Source organism: Micromonospora sp. NPDC047670 (assembly GCF_043204915.1).
Classification (GTDB): Bacteria; Actinomycetota; Actinomycetes; order Mycobacteriales; family Micromonosporaceae; genus Micromonospora.
On record NZ_JBIDDA010000004.1, the window covers coordinates 52,989 to 66,999 of the forward strand.

Sequence of the window (14,011 nt, forward strand, 5' to 3'; positions counted from 1 at the left end):
TGTCAGACCCCCGCAGCCGCCAGCTCGGCGGCCCGCTCGGCCGCGCCATCCATCGTGTCCACCCGCTGGACCAGCGGGTTGTTCGCGCCGTCGAGGATCGCCCGGCCGGCCTCGGCGTTGTTGCCGTCGAGGCGGACGACCAGCGGCTTGGTGACCTTCTCGCCGCGCTGCTCGAGCAGGGCCAGCGCCTGCACGATGCCGTTGGCGACCTCGTCGCAGGCGGTGATGCCGCCGAAGACGTTGACGAAGACGCTCTTGACCGACGGGTCGGAGAGGACGATCTCCAGCCCGTTCGCCATCACCGCGGCGCTCGCGCCGCCGCCGATGTCGAGGAAGTTGGCCGGCTTGACGCCGCCGTGCCGCTCACCGGCGTACGCGACCACGTCCAGGGTCGACATGACCAGACCGGCGCCGTTGCCGATGATGCCGACCTCGCCGTCGAGCTTGACGTAGTTGAGGTCCTTCTCCTTGGCGGCCTGCTCCAGCGGGTCCACCGCGGCCTGGTCGACCAGCGCCTCGTGGTCCGGGTGCCGGAACGCGGCGTTCTCGTCCAAGGTGATCTTGGCGTCGAGCAGCAGCAGCTTGCCCTCGCCGGTCTTGGCCAGCGGATTCACCTCGACCAGCGTGGCGTCCTCGGCGACGAAGGCCTTCCACAGGCCCACGGCCGCCTCGACGACCTGGTCGGCGACCTCGGCCGGGAAGCCGGCGGCGGCGACGATCTCGCGCGCCTTGGCCTCGTCGACGCCGGTGTTGGCGTCGATCGGGGCCTTCACCACCTTCTCCGGGGTGTCGGCGGCGACCTGCTCGATGTCCATACCGCCCGCGACGCTGGCGATGCAGAGGAAGGTGCGGTTCGCCCGGTCGAGCAGGTAGGAGAAGTAGTACTCCTCGGCCACGTCCGCGGTCACCGTGATCATGACCTTGTGGACGGTGTGACCCTTGATGTCCATGCCGAGGATGTCGGTGGCACGGGCCACCGTCTCCTCCGCGCCCTCGGCCAGCTTCACGCCGCCGGCCTTGCCCCGGCCGCCGACCTTCACCTGCGCCTTGACGACCACCCGACCGCCGAGGCGTTCGGCGATCGCGCGGGCCTCCTCCGGGGTCGTGGCGACGCCGCCGGCGAGCACGGGCAAGCCGTGCCGCTCGAACAGGTCCCGCCCCTGGTACTCGTACAGGTCCACGTTTGCGCGTCCCGTCCCGTCTCCGCGGCGCGCCGTCGCGCCGCCACCAGCGTTATGGAAAACAGTTTGACGCCTGTCATCACTTGACACAGGCCATTGGGCGCAGCCTAGCGAGGTGGACACCGGCGGCAACCGAGCGGGTGCGCGGTGTGCGGTAATGCACAACCGGCGGCGCCGCGCTGCCTTTCCGCGACTCCGGCCCCGACGTCAGCCGTCCGGGCGATGTTGCCCGGGCCGCGTAACCCCTGCGCCGAGGCGTCGTTGAGTCAGGTGTCGGAGCGCTGATGCAGCGCGGCGACGGGAGACGGCCGATGCCCTGTCGGTCGAGGGGTGGCGGCGGGGCATCGTGCATAGAGGGGCCGGACGTGTGAGGGGTGCGTCCGGCCCCTCCCCCGTCTCCCGGAACAGCCACCGGCCGCGGACACCCGCCCGCATCGCGGGGCCGCGCGCCGCCGGCGCCGAGCATCGCGCGCGTGCCGCCGGCGTACACGTGCCGGGTGCGACCGACGCCCGCATCGCGGGCTGCCGGCCGACGGCCACCGGCGGGTCAGGCGACCGGCTGGGCGACGTTCTCCCGCACCCACTCCACGATCGACGCGGTGGTGGCACCCGGCGTGAAGATCTTGGCGACGCCGAGCTTCTGGAGCTCGGGGATGTCGGCGTCGGGGATGATGCCGCCGCCGAACACGACGATGTCGCGGGCGTCCCGCTCACCGAGGAGTTCCACCACCCGCCGGAACAGCGTCATGTGCGCCCCGGACAGCACGGAGAGCCCGACCGCGTCGGCGTCCTCCTGGATCGCGGTCTCCACGATCTGCTCCGGGGTCTGGTGCAGGCCGGTGTAGATGACCTCCATACCGGCGTCCCGGAGGGCACGCGCGACGACCTTGGCGCCACGGTCGTGGCCGTCCAGGCCCGGCTTGGCGACGACGACCCGAACACGAGAGCTCATCAGCGCATCCCTTTCACCGGCTCCGCGGCTTCACCTGAACGAACGGTAACCCGCCCCGCCCGGCCCGGGAAATCCGGGCGGCGAAGCTCGCCGCGCGCCGGCTCGCCCGCCCCGGAAGAGGGGGGCGCCGCACAGGCTGACGGCCTGCCGTAAATGATCACCGACGTCAAGCCGGACGACTCCGCCGTTCGGTCACCCTGCGCGACGAACGGGCAGTTACGGGGGCACCGTTCGAGGGGTACGAGGCATGACAATCACGGACGCAAAGGGACAGAACGCAGTAGCAATTCGGCGCTTCGGCTTGTGACGGCCCTGGTGGTTGGCTAACGTGTCCACGGTTGTCATCAGGTCCACGGACGGGTGACGACGCGGCCAACCGACGTTCACCCGAGTTTCACGGGCGTCGGAAAGCCGCATCGGATCCCCGACAACGGAGGGTGTGCGTGCGCCAGCGCCTGTCGTCTGAGCCCGATCGATATCGCGGCCGTCGCCGCGTGCCCACCCCCCCGCGTAGCCGCTACGCCGCGGTCGTCACCACCGCGTTCGTCGGCGCCGGCATCGTCGCGATCGGCGCGGGCGCCCTGCCGGACGCCAAGAGCGTCAGCCCGTCGGTCCTCGACGAGCTGAAGGCGGCCTCGACCCTGAGCCAGGACGCCGCGGCCCGCGCCGACGCCGCCGACCGCGCCTCCCGCGACAGCACCCGCGCCGCCGGCGCCGAGGCCGCCACCGAGCGCGAGGTCTGGCTGCTCCCCCTGCAGGGCTACGAGTTCAACTCGCCCTACGGCATGCGCTGGGGCAAGCTGCACACCGGCGTCGACCTGGTCGCCCCGGAGGGCACGCCCTACGTCGCCATCCACGCCGGCACGGTCACCAAGGCCGGCTGGTTCGGCGGGTACGGCTACACGGTGATCGTCCAGCACGCCGACGGCAGCGAGGCCATCTACGGCCACTCCTCCGCGCTGAGCGTGCGGGAGGGGCAGCAGGTCAAGGCGGGCGACCAACTGGGCCTCGTCGGCAACACCGGCCACTCCTACGGCTCCCACCTCCACCTCGAGGTCCATGTCAAGGGCGAGCCGCTCGACCCGGTGCCGTGGCTCCAGGAGCGCGGAGTGGACATCAAGCTACAAGTCGAGGCAATCTACAACGAGGTAGCCGCGTCCTGACGCTGCGCATCGACCGTTGACCGCCCGGATCTGCCGATCCGGGCGGTTTTTCGTTGCCCGGGCGTGCGGCAAAGTCTGCTGGGTCACAGCCGAGAATGTGACCGCCGCCACCGTCGACCATGATCACTTATCGCATCCAATGCCCCGTAACGGGACGTAACGGACGGCGCGGGGCGCGGCCCCCCGGCCCGACCCGGTCCCCGTACCCGCGCCGGGCCGCGGCGACACCAGTATTTCGAGGTCAAGTGCCCCTCGATCAGTGAAGGTCCGCCGTGCAGGAAGACATTCAGAACGAGAACACCCCCGACGCCCCGGTCCGGCACCGGAAGCGGGCCGGCGGCCGCACCCGCGTGATCATCGCCGCGACGGCCCTGGTCGGGCTCGGCCTCGGCGGAGCCGCCTTCGCGGCCACCGGGAACGACGACCCCGGCACCCCGGCCGCCGTCTCCCTCGACGCGCAGGCTCGCGCCGAGGCCGCCGACCGCGCCGACCGGTCCGCCCGCGAGTCGACCGCCCCGGCCACCCCCTCGGCCAGCCCGACGCCGAGCCCCACGATGGCCAGCCCGTCGGCGAAGCCCAGCCCGAAGGCGACCACCGCCAAGCCGACGCCGAAGAGGACCAGCAAGCCGAAGCCGAGCTGGGTCATCCCGATGAAGGGCGCGGCGATCACCTCCTGCTACGGCCCGCGCTGGGGCACCCTGCACGCCGGCATCGACTTCGCGCTGCCCGCAGGCACCCCGGTCCGCGCCGCCTTCGGCGGCACGGTCACCAAGGCCGGCGACGTGGGCGACGGGTACGGCATCTCCGTCGTCATCGACCACGGCAACGGCTACCTGACCCACTACGCCCACCTGAGCACCGCCAAGGCGGGCGTGGGCGACAGGGTGGTCGCCGGGGAGACCATCGGCCTGGAGGGCTCCACCGGCGACTCCACCGGCCCGCACCTGCACTTCGAGGTCCACCAGGGCCAGATGTGGAACCAGATCGACCCGGCGCCGTTCCTGCGCGCCCGCGGCATCGACGTGGCCTGCTGACCCGTACCACCGGAAACGGCCCGGTCCGGCGCTCGCCGGGCCGGGCCGTGCCCGCTCTCAGAGCTTGTCGATCGGGGCGTGCCGGAGCACCAGCCACATCGTCTGGTCGCCGAAGTCGATCTGCGCCCGGGCGCTCGGGCCGTGCCCCTCCACCGCGAGCACCCGGCCCAGGCCGTAGCGCTGGTGGTTGACCCGGTCCCCGGCGGACACCTTCGGCCCCTGCGGCAGCTCGCTCGCCGTGGTCAGCCGGCTGGCGTCGACACCGAGCCGCTTCGCCAACTGCGTGGCCTTGGGGGTGCCGCCGTTGAAGGTGCCGCGCCCGCCGGGCACGCGGTCCGCACGGCCGCCGACGCCGCCGCCCCCGCCGGCCCACGAGGTGTACGACCCCTCGGTGCGCTCCCAGCGGACCAGCTCCGGCGGCAACTCCTCCAGGAAGCGCGACGGCGGGTTGTATGACGGCTGCCCCCACGCCGAGCGGGTCACCGCCCGGGAGAGGTAGAGGCGCTGCCGGGCCCGGGTAATGCCCACGTACGCCAGCCGACGCTCCTCCTCCAACTCGCGGGTGTCGCCGAGCGAGCGCAGGTGCGGGAAGACGCCGTCCTCCAGGCCGGTCAGGAAGACCACCGGGAACTCCAGCCCCTTGGCGGTGTGCAGCGTCATCAGGGTGACCACGCCCTGGTGGTCCGGGTCGTCGGTCGGCACCTGGTCGGCGTCGGCGACCAGCGCGACCTGCTCCAGGAAGCCGGCCACGGTGGCCCGCTCCCCCTCCTCGCCGGTCGCCTCGATCCGCTCCGTGTACTCCCGGGCGACGCTGACCAGCTCCTGGAGGTTGTCGACCCGCCCGGCGTCCTGCGGGTCGAGGCTCTCCTCCAGCTCCGTCAGGTAGCCCGAGCGGGTCAGCAGCGCCTCCAGCACCTCCTCCGGGGTGCCGGTCTCGGCCAGCTCGCGGGCGCCGTCGAGCAGGGCGACGAAGTCGGCGATGCCGTTGGCCGCCCGGGTGGAGATGCCCGGGGCGTCCTTCGCCCGCCGCAGCGCCGCGCCGAAGGAGACCCGGTCCCGGCTGGAGAGGGCCTCCACGCACGCCTCGGCGCGGTCGCCGATGCCCCGGCGGGGGGTGTTGAGGATCCGGCGCAGGCTGACCGTGTCGTCGTCGTTGACCACCGCGCGCAGGTAGGCCAACGCGTCGCGGACCTCCTTGCGCTCGTAGAAGCGCACCCCGCCCACCACCTTGTAGGGCAGGCCGACCCGGATGAACATCTCCTCGAAGACGCGGGACATCGCGTTGGTGCGGTAGAAGACGGCCACGTCGCCGGGGCGGGCGTCGCCGGAGTCGACCACCCGGTCGATCTCGCGGGCCACCCAGTCGGCCTCGGCGTGCTCGGTGTCGGCCACGTAGCCGACGATCGGCTCGCCCGCGCCCGCCTCGCTCCACAACCGCTTCGGCTTGCGCGAGGTGTTCCGGTCGATCACCGCGTTGGCCGCGTTGAGGATGGTCTGGGTGGAGCGGTAGTTCTGCTCCAGCAGGATCGTCCGGGCGTCGGCGAAGTCGCGCTCGAACTCCAGGATGTTGCGGATCGTGGCGCCGCGGAACGCGTAGATCGACTGGTCCGCGTCGCCGACCACGCACAGCTCGGCCGGCTCGATCCCCTCGGTGCCCGAGACCAGCTCCTTGATCAGCACGTACTGGGCATGGTTGGTGTCCTGGTATTCGTCGACCAGCACGTGCCGGAACCGCCGGCGGTAGCTCTCCGCGACGTGCGGGTGCGACTGGAGCAGGTGCACCGTCGTCATGATCAGGTCATCGAAGTCGAGCGCGTGCGCCTCGCGCAGCCGCCGCTGGTAGAGCGTGTATGCCTCCGCCAGCGCCCGCTCGTTGGGGCCCTTGGCCCGGGCGGCGAACGCCTCCGGGTCGACCAGCTCGTTCTTCAGGTTGGAGACCTGGGCGGCGAGCCCGCGCGCCGGGTAGCGCTTCGGGTCGAGGTCGAGCTCGCGGGCGACCATCTGCATCAGCCGGCGGGAGTCGTCCGCGTCGTAGATCGAGAAGGTCGACTTCAGCCCGGCGTGCTCGTGCTCGGCGCGCAGGATGCGCACGCACGCGGAGTGGAACGTCGACACCCACATCAGCCGGGCACGCGGGCCCACCAGGTGGGCGACGCGCTCCTTCATCTCCCCGGCGGCCTTGTTGGTGAAGGTGATGGCGATGATCTCGCCGGGGTGCACGTCCCGGGCGGCCAGCAGGTAGGCGATCCGGTGGGTGAGCACGCGGGTCTTGCCCGAGCCGGCGCCGGCCACGATCAGCAGCGGCGAGCCGGCGTGGGTCACGGCGTCGCGCTGCGGCCCGTTCAGGCCCTCGACCAGGGCCTGCGGGTCGAGGCGGACGGCAGCGGACCCCGGCCGGCGCGGCGGGGTCGGGGCAGGCGCTGGCGCGGGCGGGGACACGGGGAGGTCGAAGAGAGGATGCATCGCACGGCGAGTCTATGCCGCCGGGCGGACACTTCCCCGCCGTGTGGCCCCGGTGCGACCGAGCCGTCATCGGCGGACCGACCGCCGCGGGCGTGCGGCCCGGTCGGACGACCGCGGACGGAGCGGGGGCGGCGCCCGCCCGGCACGGTGGCTGGCGAGCCGGTCACCGTGGTCGGCGGACCGACCGCCGCGGACGCGCGGCCCCGTCGGGCGGCACGGGACGGGCGGGCGGCACGGGACGGGCCGGGCGGCACGGTGGCCGGCGGGCCGGCGCCCCCGGACCGGTCGATCGCGCCACCCGCCTCGGCGGCCCGGCGCGGTCCCGGCGTCGGTGCCGGGGGCGTGCGTTGGGGCACGTGTCCGGCCGAATCCTTGCGCCGGCCGGTCCGAGGTCGGCATACTCGACGACGTGTTCGGTCAGCGCTTCTACTTTTACTACGGCACCGGGAGTCCGGCAGCCGTGGGTCGCGCCTGAGCACATCAGACCTACGAAAGCCCCGGGCTCCTGGAGCCCGGGGCTTTTTCGTCCCGGCATCCGGGCACCGGGCACCTGACGACGAGGGGTACCCGATGATGACAGACGTGGTGGAGTCCAGCGGCAGCCTGACGCGGCCCGAGGCGGGCCGGCCCGGCCCGGAGGTGTCCGGGCCGGTCGACGCGCCGACCGGCGCCGACGACACGAAGCCGGAGGCGCGCACCGGCACCGCCGAGCCGACCGCGGCCGCCCGGATCGTGGAGATCCGGGAGCGGATCGACGAGATCGACCGGGCGCTGATCGAGCTGTGGCAGGAGCGGGCCCGCCTCTCCCAGGAGGTCGGCGCGACCCGGATGGCCTCCGGCGGCACCCGGCTGGTGCTCTCGCGGGAACGGGAGATCCTGGAGCGTTTCCGGGTCGCCCTCGGCGCCGACGGCACGCAACTCGCGCTGCTGCTGCTGCGCGCCGGCCGCGGCCCCCTGTGAGGCGTACGCCGGGGACCGCGGCGGATGGGCGCGGCGCGCCCGCCCGGAAACGGCGGAACCGCCTGCCGTCGTCGCGATGACGTCGGCAGGCGGTCCCGTGGGTGTCACGCCTCGTGCGAGTGCACGATCTCCCGCTTCTCGGCGAAGTGGCAGGCGCTCGGGTGGTCCGAGCCCGGCCGGATCTCCAGCAGCGGGACCTGCTCGGCGCAGACGTCCTGCGCCTTCCAGCAGCGGGTCCGGAACCGGCAGCCCGAGGGCGGGCTGACCGGCGACGGCACGTCACCGGTGAGGCGGATGATCGCCTTGTGCTCCCGGACGGTCGGGTCCGGCACCGGCACCGCCGACAGCAGCGCCTGGGTGTAGGGGTGGGTCGGCCGCTCGTAGATCTCGTCCTCGGTGCCGATCTCCGCGATCTTGCCCAGGTACATCACCGCGACCCGGTCCGACAGGTGCCGGACCACCGACAGGTCGTGGGCGATGAACACGTACGACAGGCCGAACTCGCCCTGGAGCTTCTCCAGCAGGTTCATCACCTGCGCCTGGATCGACACGTCCAGCGCCGACACCGGCTCGTCGCAGACGATGATCTCGGGCCGCAGGGCGAGCGCCCGGGCGATGCCGATGCGCTGCCGCTGACCGCCGGAGAACTGGTGCGGGTACCGGTTGATGTGCTCCGGGTTGAGACCGACGAGGTCCAGGAGTTCCTTGACCTTGCCCCGGCGGCTGCCCTTCGGCGCCACCTCCGGGTGGATCTCGAACGGCTCGCCGATCAGGTCGCCCACCGTCATCCGGGGATTCAGCGAGGTGTACGGGTCCTGCATCACCAGCTGGATCTGCCGCCGCAGCCGCCGCAGCGCCCCGCCGGAGAGCTTGGAGATGTCCTGGCCCTTGTAGAGGACGCTGCCGGAGGTCGGCCGCTCCAGGTTCATCAGGACCCGGGCCAGGGTGGACTTGCCGCAGCCGGACTCGCCGACCACACCCAGGGTCTCGCCGGCCTTGAGCTCGAAGGAGACCCCGTCCACCGCCTTGACGTGGCCGATGGTCTTCTTGAACACCACGCCCCGGGTCACCGGGTAGTGCTTGACCAGGTCACGGACCTCGAGGATGTTCTCAGTCACGGTTCACCAGCTCCTCGGCGAAGTGGCAGGCGCTGGCCCGGCCGGCACTTACCTGCAGCAGCGGCGGGACCTTCTCCCGGCAGACCGGCTGCGCCATGGGGCAGCGCGGGTTGAACGGGCAGCCCGGCGGGATGTTCATCAGGTTCGGCGGGAGACCCTTGATGGTCCGGAGCTGCTGCCCCTTCTCGTCCAGCCGGGGAATCGAGTTGATCAGGCCGATGGTGTACGGGTGCGCCGGCTTGGCGTACAGGTCGTACACGTTGGCTTCCTCGACGATGCGACCCGCGTACATCACCGCGATCCGGTCCGCGACGTCGGCGACCACGCCGAGGTCGTGGGTGATCAGGATCATGCCCATCTGCCGCTCCCGCTGGAGCTCGGCGAGCAGGTCCATGATCTGGGCCTGCACCGTCACGTCCAGCGCGGTGGTCGGCTCGTCGGCGATCAGCACCTCCGGATCCAGGGCCAGCGACATCGCGATCATGGCGCGCTGCCGCATGCCGCCGGAGAACTGGTGCGGGTAGCTGTTGAACCGGCCCTTGGCGTTCGGGATCTTGACCTGGTCGAGCATCTCGATCGCGCGCTTCTTGGCGTCGGAACGGCTCATCCCGCGCCGCACCCGGAACTGCTCGGCGATCTGGAACCCGACGGTGAAAACGGGGTTGAGCGCCGAGAGCGCGTCCTGGAAGATCATGGCGATGCCCTCGCCGCGGATCCGGCGCCGCTCCTCGAAGGACATCTTGAGCATGTCCTTGCCGTGGAAGCGGACCGCACCGCCGGTGACGAAGCCGGGCGGCGTGTCGAGGATGCCCATGATCGTCTGCGCGGTGACGCTCTTACCGGAGCCGGACTCGCCGAGCACGGCGAGGGTCTCCCCCGCGTCGACGTGGTACGTGACCCCGTTGATGACCTTCGCGACGCCGTCCCGGGTGCGGAACTCCACTCGGAGGTCGTCGACCTCGAGCAGGCGGCCGGAGGGGCGCCCGGAGGTACCCGCCGCGGACTGCTCGGACACGAGAATGTCGGACAACTGAATCGCCCCTAGCGGAGTTTCGGATCGAGGGCCTCGCGGACCGTCTCACCGAGCATCACGAAGCTCAGCACGGCGGTGACGAGGAAGGCGGCCGGGAAGAAGAGCAGGTACGGCGCGACGCGGATGAGAGCCTGCGCCTCGTTGATCATGATGCCCCAGGAGACCACCGGGCTCTTCAGACCGACGCCCAGGAAGGACAGCGTCGCCTCGGCGCCGATGAAGGAGCCGACCAGGATCGTCCCGTAGACCAGCAGCGGCGCGAGGCAGTTCGGCAGCAGGTGCTTGAGGATGATCCGACCGGTGCCGGCGCCCAGCGCGCGGGCGGCGACGATGTAGTCCGCCTCCTTGGTGGCCAGCACCGAGGAGCGCATCAGCCGCATCACGACCGGCCAGCCCAGCACGATCAGCGACATGCTCACCAGGGCCATGATCTCGAGCTTGCTGTTGCTCGTGCCCGACCCGTTGAAGGTGGTCAGGATGACGATGGCGCCCAGCACGAACGGCAGACCGAAGAAGACGTCGGCGATCCGGGAGAGCACGGCGTCCACCCAGCCACCGCGGTAGCCCGCGATGATGCCCATCGCGCCGCCGATGAACAGCACGCCGAGCACGGAGAGGACGGAGACCACGATCGACGCGCGGGCACCGTAGATCACCCGGGCGTAGACGTCGCGCCCCTGGAAGTCGTAGCCGAACCAGGCCTCCGACGACGGGCCGACGAGGCTGTTCTGCAGGTTGCCGTTCGCCGGGTCGCCGGAGGTGAACAGCGACGGGAAGGCGGTCATCACCAGGAAGATGACGATGAACGTCGCGGAGATCCAGAACAGCGGCTTACGGCGCAGGTCACGCCAGGCGTCGCCGAGCAGGCCGCGCGGCTTCTCCTTGCGGGCGTTCTCGGGCAGACCCGCGTTGGTGGGAGCGCCGAGCTCGTTCGGCTGCTGGGCGGGCGGCGTGGTGACGATCGACGCGGCACTCGGGTCACTCATAGCGGATCCTCGGGTCCAGGGCGGCGTAGAGCAGGTCGACCAGCAGGTTCATCAGCAGGTAGACGAGCACCAGGACCACCACGATGGAGACAACGGTAGCGCTCTCTTTGGTGGTGATCGCGCGGAAGACCTGGCGGCCGATCCCGTTGATCTGGAAGATGCCCTCGGTGACGATCGCGCCACCCATCAGGGCGCCGAGGTCGGTGCCGAGCAGCGTCACCACCGGGATGAGCGAGTTGCGCAGCAGGTGCACCCCGACCACCCGGCGCATCGGCAGGCCCTTGGCGATCGCGGTGCGGACGTAGTCGGCACGTCGGTTCTCCGCGATGCTCGTGCGGGCCACCCGGGCGATGTACGCCATCGAGGCGCTACCGAGCACGAAGCCCGGGATGATCAGCTCCGAGATGCGCATCTCGTTGGAGACGGTGGGCTTGATGATTCCCCACTGCACACCGAGCACCCACTGGAGCACGAAGCCGATGACGAAGATCGGCAGCGCGATCAGGAAGAGGCTGGAGACCAGGACCAGGTTGTCCAGGAAGCCGTTACGGCGCAGGCCGGTCAGCACACCCGCGGTGAGGCCGATGACCGCCTCGATGACGAGGGCCACCAGGGCCAGCTTCAGGGTGTTCGGGTAGGCCGTGGCGATGATGTCGCTGATCTCCCGGCCGGCAAAGTTCGTCCCGAAGTCGCCCTGGAACAGATTCTGCATGTAGTTGCCGTACTGCACCCAGATCGACTGATCCAGCTTGAACTTCTCGGTCATCATGTTGACGTAGCTGTCCGGGCAGGCACGTTCGCCGCACTTGCCGGCGAACGGGTCGCCGGGCACCGACCAGACCAACCAGTAGATCAGGAACGTCGTTCCGATGAAGACCGGGATGAGTTGGAGCAGCCGTCTCAACAGATAACGGCCCATGGGGTGGTCCTCCAGACAGGGGGCGCGTCGGACGGCCGACACGGGGATGACGGACGTGGCGAGGGACTGTTGTAACACTCCCTCACGGAACGGCCCGGGTCGGGGGGGGCCCGGGGGGGGGCCCCCCCCCGGGGGGGCCCGGCGGGGGCCAGCGCGGCCGCCGGGGGGGGGCGGTTGCCCGCCGTTTGCACCGCCCCCGTGATTTTCTTATCACGGGGGGCGGGGGGGGGGGGGGGGGGGGGGGGGGGGGGGGGGGGGGGGGGGCCCCCCCCCCCGCGCGGCGCGGGCGCGGGCCCCCCCCCCCCCCCCCCCCCCCCCCCCGACCCGGGGTCAGACCGTTCGGATCAGAGCTCGACCGAGGTGAGGTCGAGTTCGCCGACGTTGGACAGCTCCAGCTTCTTGATCTTCTCCGAGTGGCCGGACTGCTGGCCGCCGAAGTAGATCGGAACCGTGGGGACGTCCTGGTCGATGAGGGCGACAGCCTCGGCGAACTTGGCGTGCGCGGCCTCCAGGCTCGGCGCCGAGCTGGCCTCCTTGGCCAGGGCGTCGACCTGCTTGTTGCTGTACAGACCGTCGTTCGAGGAACCACCGGTCACGTAGAGCGGGTTGACCCAGTTCTCCACGTCGGGGTAGTCCTGCTGCCAGCCGGCGCGGTACATGCCCTTCATCTTGTGGGCGTTGATGTTCTGGCGGAACACCGCGAAGGTCGGCATGCCCTCGGCGCGGGCGTTGATGCCCAGGTTGGTCTTGACCTGCTGCGCGACGGCCTCCATCCACTCCTTGTGGCTGGCGTCGGCGTTGTAGTACATGACCAGCTCGCCGTTGAAGCCGCCGGCCTCGGCCAGGAGCTTCTTGGCCTCGTCGACGTTGAACTGGCAGGCGGTGCAGTTGCCCGGCTTGGCACCCGGGGTCAGCGGGTTGGCCCAGCTGTCGGCCGGCTTGCGGTTACCGAAGAAGATCTTGTCGCTGATCTCCTGGCGGTTGATCGACAGCGAGATCGCCTTGCGCAGCTTCGGGTTCTTGAAGCGCTGGTCGTAGATCGGGAAGGCGATGATGCCGGTCGACGGGGTGGTCGAGGAGATCGCCCGGTCGCCCAGGTCCTGCTTCCACTTGTCACCCGCGAGCGAGGAGACCGGCACCTGCTGCATGAAGTCCAGGTTGCCGGCGAGCAGGTCGTTGTACGCCGCCGTGTCGTCCTGGAAGATCTTGACGGTGACGTCCTTGATCTTCATCTTGTCGCGCAGCGTGTAGTCGTCGAAGCGCGTCAGCTTGATCTGGACGTCGTCTTCCCACGACACGAACTTGACCGGGCCGTTGCCGATCGGCTTCTTGCCGAAGGCCTCCGCGCCCTGGGTGAAGAACGCGTCCGGCAGCGGCATGAAGGTGCTGTAGCCGAGCTTGGTCGGGAACACGGCGGTCGGCGCGGCCAGCGTGACCTCGAAGGTCCAGTCGTCGATGACCTTCAGGCCGGACATCTCCTTGGCCTTCGGCTCCGGGGCCTTCTGCGGGCCCTCGGCGCCGTCCGGGTCCTCGGTGTGGACGTCGGCGAAGCCCTGGATGTCGGCGAAGAAGCTGCCGTTCTGCGCGCCGTTCGGCGAGTAGGCGCCCCAGTTCCAGGCGTCCACGAAGTTCTTGGCCTTCACGACGGTGCCGTCGTGGAACTTCGTGTCCTTCTTGATCTTGATGGTGTAGACCTTGGAGTCGGTCGTCTCGATCGACTCGGCGACCGCGTTGCGCGGGGCGCTGCCGTCGTTCGGGTACTCGACCAGACCGGTCCACACCCAGTCGATGATCTTGCCGCCACCGGTCTCGGTGGTGTTCGACGGGACCAGGCCGACCTCCGGCTGGGTGCCCTCGATCGTGATCGCGCCGTCGGCGCTCGCGCCGGCGTCGCCGCCGTCGCCGTCGCTGCTCGAGCAACCGGTCGCGACGAGCGCGAACGCCGCGCCCAGCGCGACCGCGCTGCTTGCCCGCTTCGAGACTCTCATTCCGAGGGGCCTCCTCTTTCTAACCTGGTTCCGTCGTGGGTTTCACGCACGCATGGGGGGTGACACGTCCGGCGGCCCGCAGCGCGGGACACCGGTTCCACCGCAGTGAGATCGGGACAAGGGGCTGCACCGATTCGCCGGGCCACCCCGCCCCGCCGGGCTCGACACCGCGCACGCGAGACCACCACGGAGCACCGTTCACAGACGGGGGCCG

At 70.9% G+C, this 14,011-nt stretch carries 11 protein-coding genes; 3 read left to right on the forward strand and 8 right to left on the reverse strand.

Features of this window, described 5'->3' with window-relative positions:
• Window positions 1-2 precede the first annotated feature (2 nt).
• Window positions 3-1,181, reverse strand: a complete 1,179-nt coding sequence (gene sucC, locus ACGF7U_RS11325) for an ADP-forming succinate--CoA ligase subunit beta (RefSeq protein ID WP_393105414.1) — start codon at window positions 1,179-1,181, stop codon at window positions 3-5.
• Between the two features lie 547 nt (window positions 1,182-1,728).
• The gene (locus tag ACGF7U_RS11330; RefSeq protein ID WP_350684229.1) at window positions 1,729-2,133 is read right to left on the reverse strand and encodes a cobalamin B12-binding domain-containing protein; all 405 of its coding nucleotides are present in this window, start codon (window positions 2,131-2,133) and stop codon (window positions 1,729-1,731) included.
• A 443-nt stretch (window positions 2,134-2,576) separates the two neighbouring features.
• Here ACGF7U_RS11330 and ACGF7U_RS11335 point away from each other — a divergent pair, with 443 nt between their 5' ends.
• Together ACGF7U_RS11335 and ACGF7U_RS11340 are read left to right on the forward strand one after the other, a co-directional pair.
• Window positions 2,577-3,296, forward strand: coding sequence for a M23 family metallopeptidase (locus tag ACGF7U_RS11335; protein ID WP_393105416.1), 720 nt, complete (start codon window positions 2,577-2,579; stop codon window positions 3,294-3,296).
• Between the two features lie 272 nt (window positions 3,297-3,568).
• A complete protein-coding gene (locus ACGF7U_RS11340; protein ID WP_393105418.1) occupies window positions 3,569-4,330 on the forward strand; it encodes a M23 family metallopeptidase in 762 nt (253 codons plus the stop codon).
• A 57-nt stretch (window positions 4,331-4,387) separates the two neighbouring features.
• Here the strand turns inward: ACGF7U_RS11340 and pcrA are convergent, their stop codons facing one another.
• Complete coding sequence (gene pcrA, locus ACGF7U_RS11345; protein WP_393105420.1) at window positions 4,388-6,793, reverse strand: DNA helicase PcrA; 2,406 nt, start codon at window positions 6,791-6,793, stop codon at window positions 4,388-4,390.
• Window positions 6,794-7,363: 570 nt separating this feature from the next.
• Here pcrA and ACGF7U_RS11350 point away from each other — a divergent pair.
• Window positions 7,364-7,753, forward strand: coding sequence for a chorismate mutase (locus ACGF7U_RS11350; RefSeq protein WP_393105422.1), 390 nt, complete (start codon window positions 7,364-7,366; stop codon window positions 7,751-7,753).
• Window positions 7,754-7,857: 104 nt separating this feature from the next.
• Here ACGF7U_RS11350 and ACGF7U_RS11355 read toward each other — a convergent pair whose 3' ends face one another.
• The 5 genes from ACGF7U_RS11355 to ACGF7U_RS11375 form a co-directional block, all read right to left on the reverse strand.
• Entirely contained in the window at window positions 7,858-8,871 is a 1,014-nt protein-coding gene (locus tag ACGF7U_RS11355; protein WP_393105424.1) for an ABC transporter ATP-binding protein, read from the reverse strand.
• Window positions 8,864-9,886: an ABC transporter ATP-binding protein gene (locus ACGF7U_RS11360; protein WP_393106237.1), complete on the reverse strand. Its 1,023-nt coding sequence runs from the start codon at window positions 9,884-9,886 to the stop codon at window positions 8,864-8,866. The genes ACGF7U_RS11355 and ACGF7U_RS11360 overlap by 8 nt, the downstream gene beginning before the upstream one ends.
• Window positions 9,887-9,912: 26 nt before the next feature.
• The gene (locus tag ACGF7U_RS11365) at window positions 9,913-10,890 is read right to left on the reverse strand and encodes an ABC transporter permease (protein WP_393105426.1); all 978 of its coding nucleotides are present in this window, start codon (window positions 10,888-10,890) and stop codon (window positions 9,913-9,915) included.
• Window positions 10,883-11,809 (reverse strand): ABC transporter permease, encoded by a 927-nt coding sequence (locus ACGF7U_RS11370; RefSeq protein ID WP_393105428.1) that lies wholly within the window; start codon window positions 11,807-11,809, stop codon window positions 10,883-10,885. The genes ACGF7U_RS11365 and ACGF7U_RS11370 overlap by 8 nt, the downstream gene beginning before the upstream one ends.
• Before the next feature lie 344 nt (window positions 11,810-12,153).
• Window positions 12,154-13,797, reverse strand: coding sequence for an ABC transporter substrate-binding protein (locus ACGF7U_RS11375; protein WP_393105430.1), 1,644 nt, complete (start codon window positions 13,795-13,797; stop codon window positions 12,154-12,156).
• Between the last annotated feature and the right edge of the window lie 214 nt (window positions 13,798-14,011).

Bases quoted from the DNA above. Each gene is read 5' to 3' on its own strand.
- ACGF7U_RS11330 (WP_350684229.1), bottom strand. From the start codon at position 2,133: ATGAGCTCTCGTGTTCGGGTCGTCGTCGCCAAGCCGGGCCTGGACGGC.
- pcrA (WP_393105420.1), bottom strand. From the start codon at position 6,793: ATGCATCCTCTCTTCGACCTCCCCGTGTCCCCGCCCGCGCCAGCGCCT.
- ACGF7U_RS11350 (WP_393105422.1), top strand. From the start codon at position 7,364: ATGATGACAGACGTGGTGGAGTCCAGCGGCAGCCTGACGCGGCCCGAG.
- ACGF7U_RS11365 (WP_393105426.1), bottom strand. From the start codon at position 10,890: ATGAGTGACCCGAGTGCCGCGTCGATCGTCACCACGCCGCCCGCCCAG.
- ACGF7U_RS11370 (WP_393105428.1), bottom strand. From the start codon at position 11,809: ATGGGCCGTTATCTGTTGAGACGGCTGCTCCAACTCATCCCGGTCTTC.
- ACGF7U_RS11375 (WP_393105430.1), bottom strand. From the start codon at position 13,797: ATGAGAGTCTCGAAGCGGGCAAGCAGCGCGGTCGCGCTGGGCGCGGCG.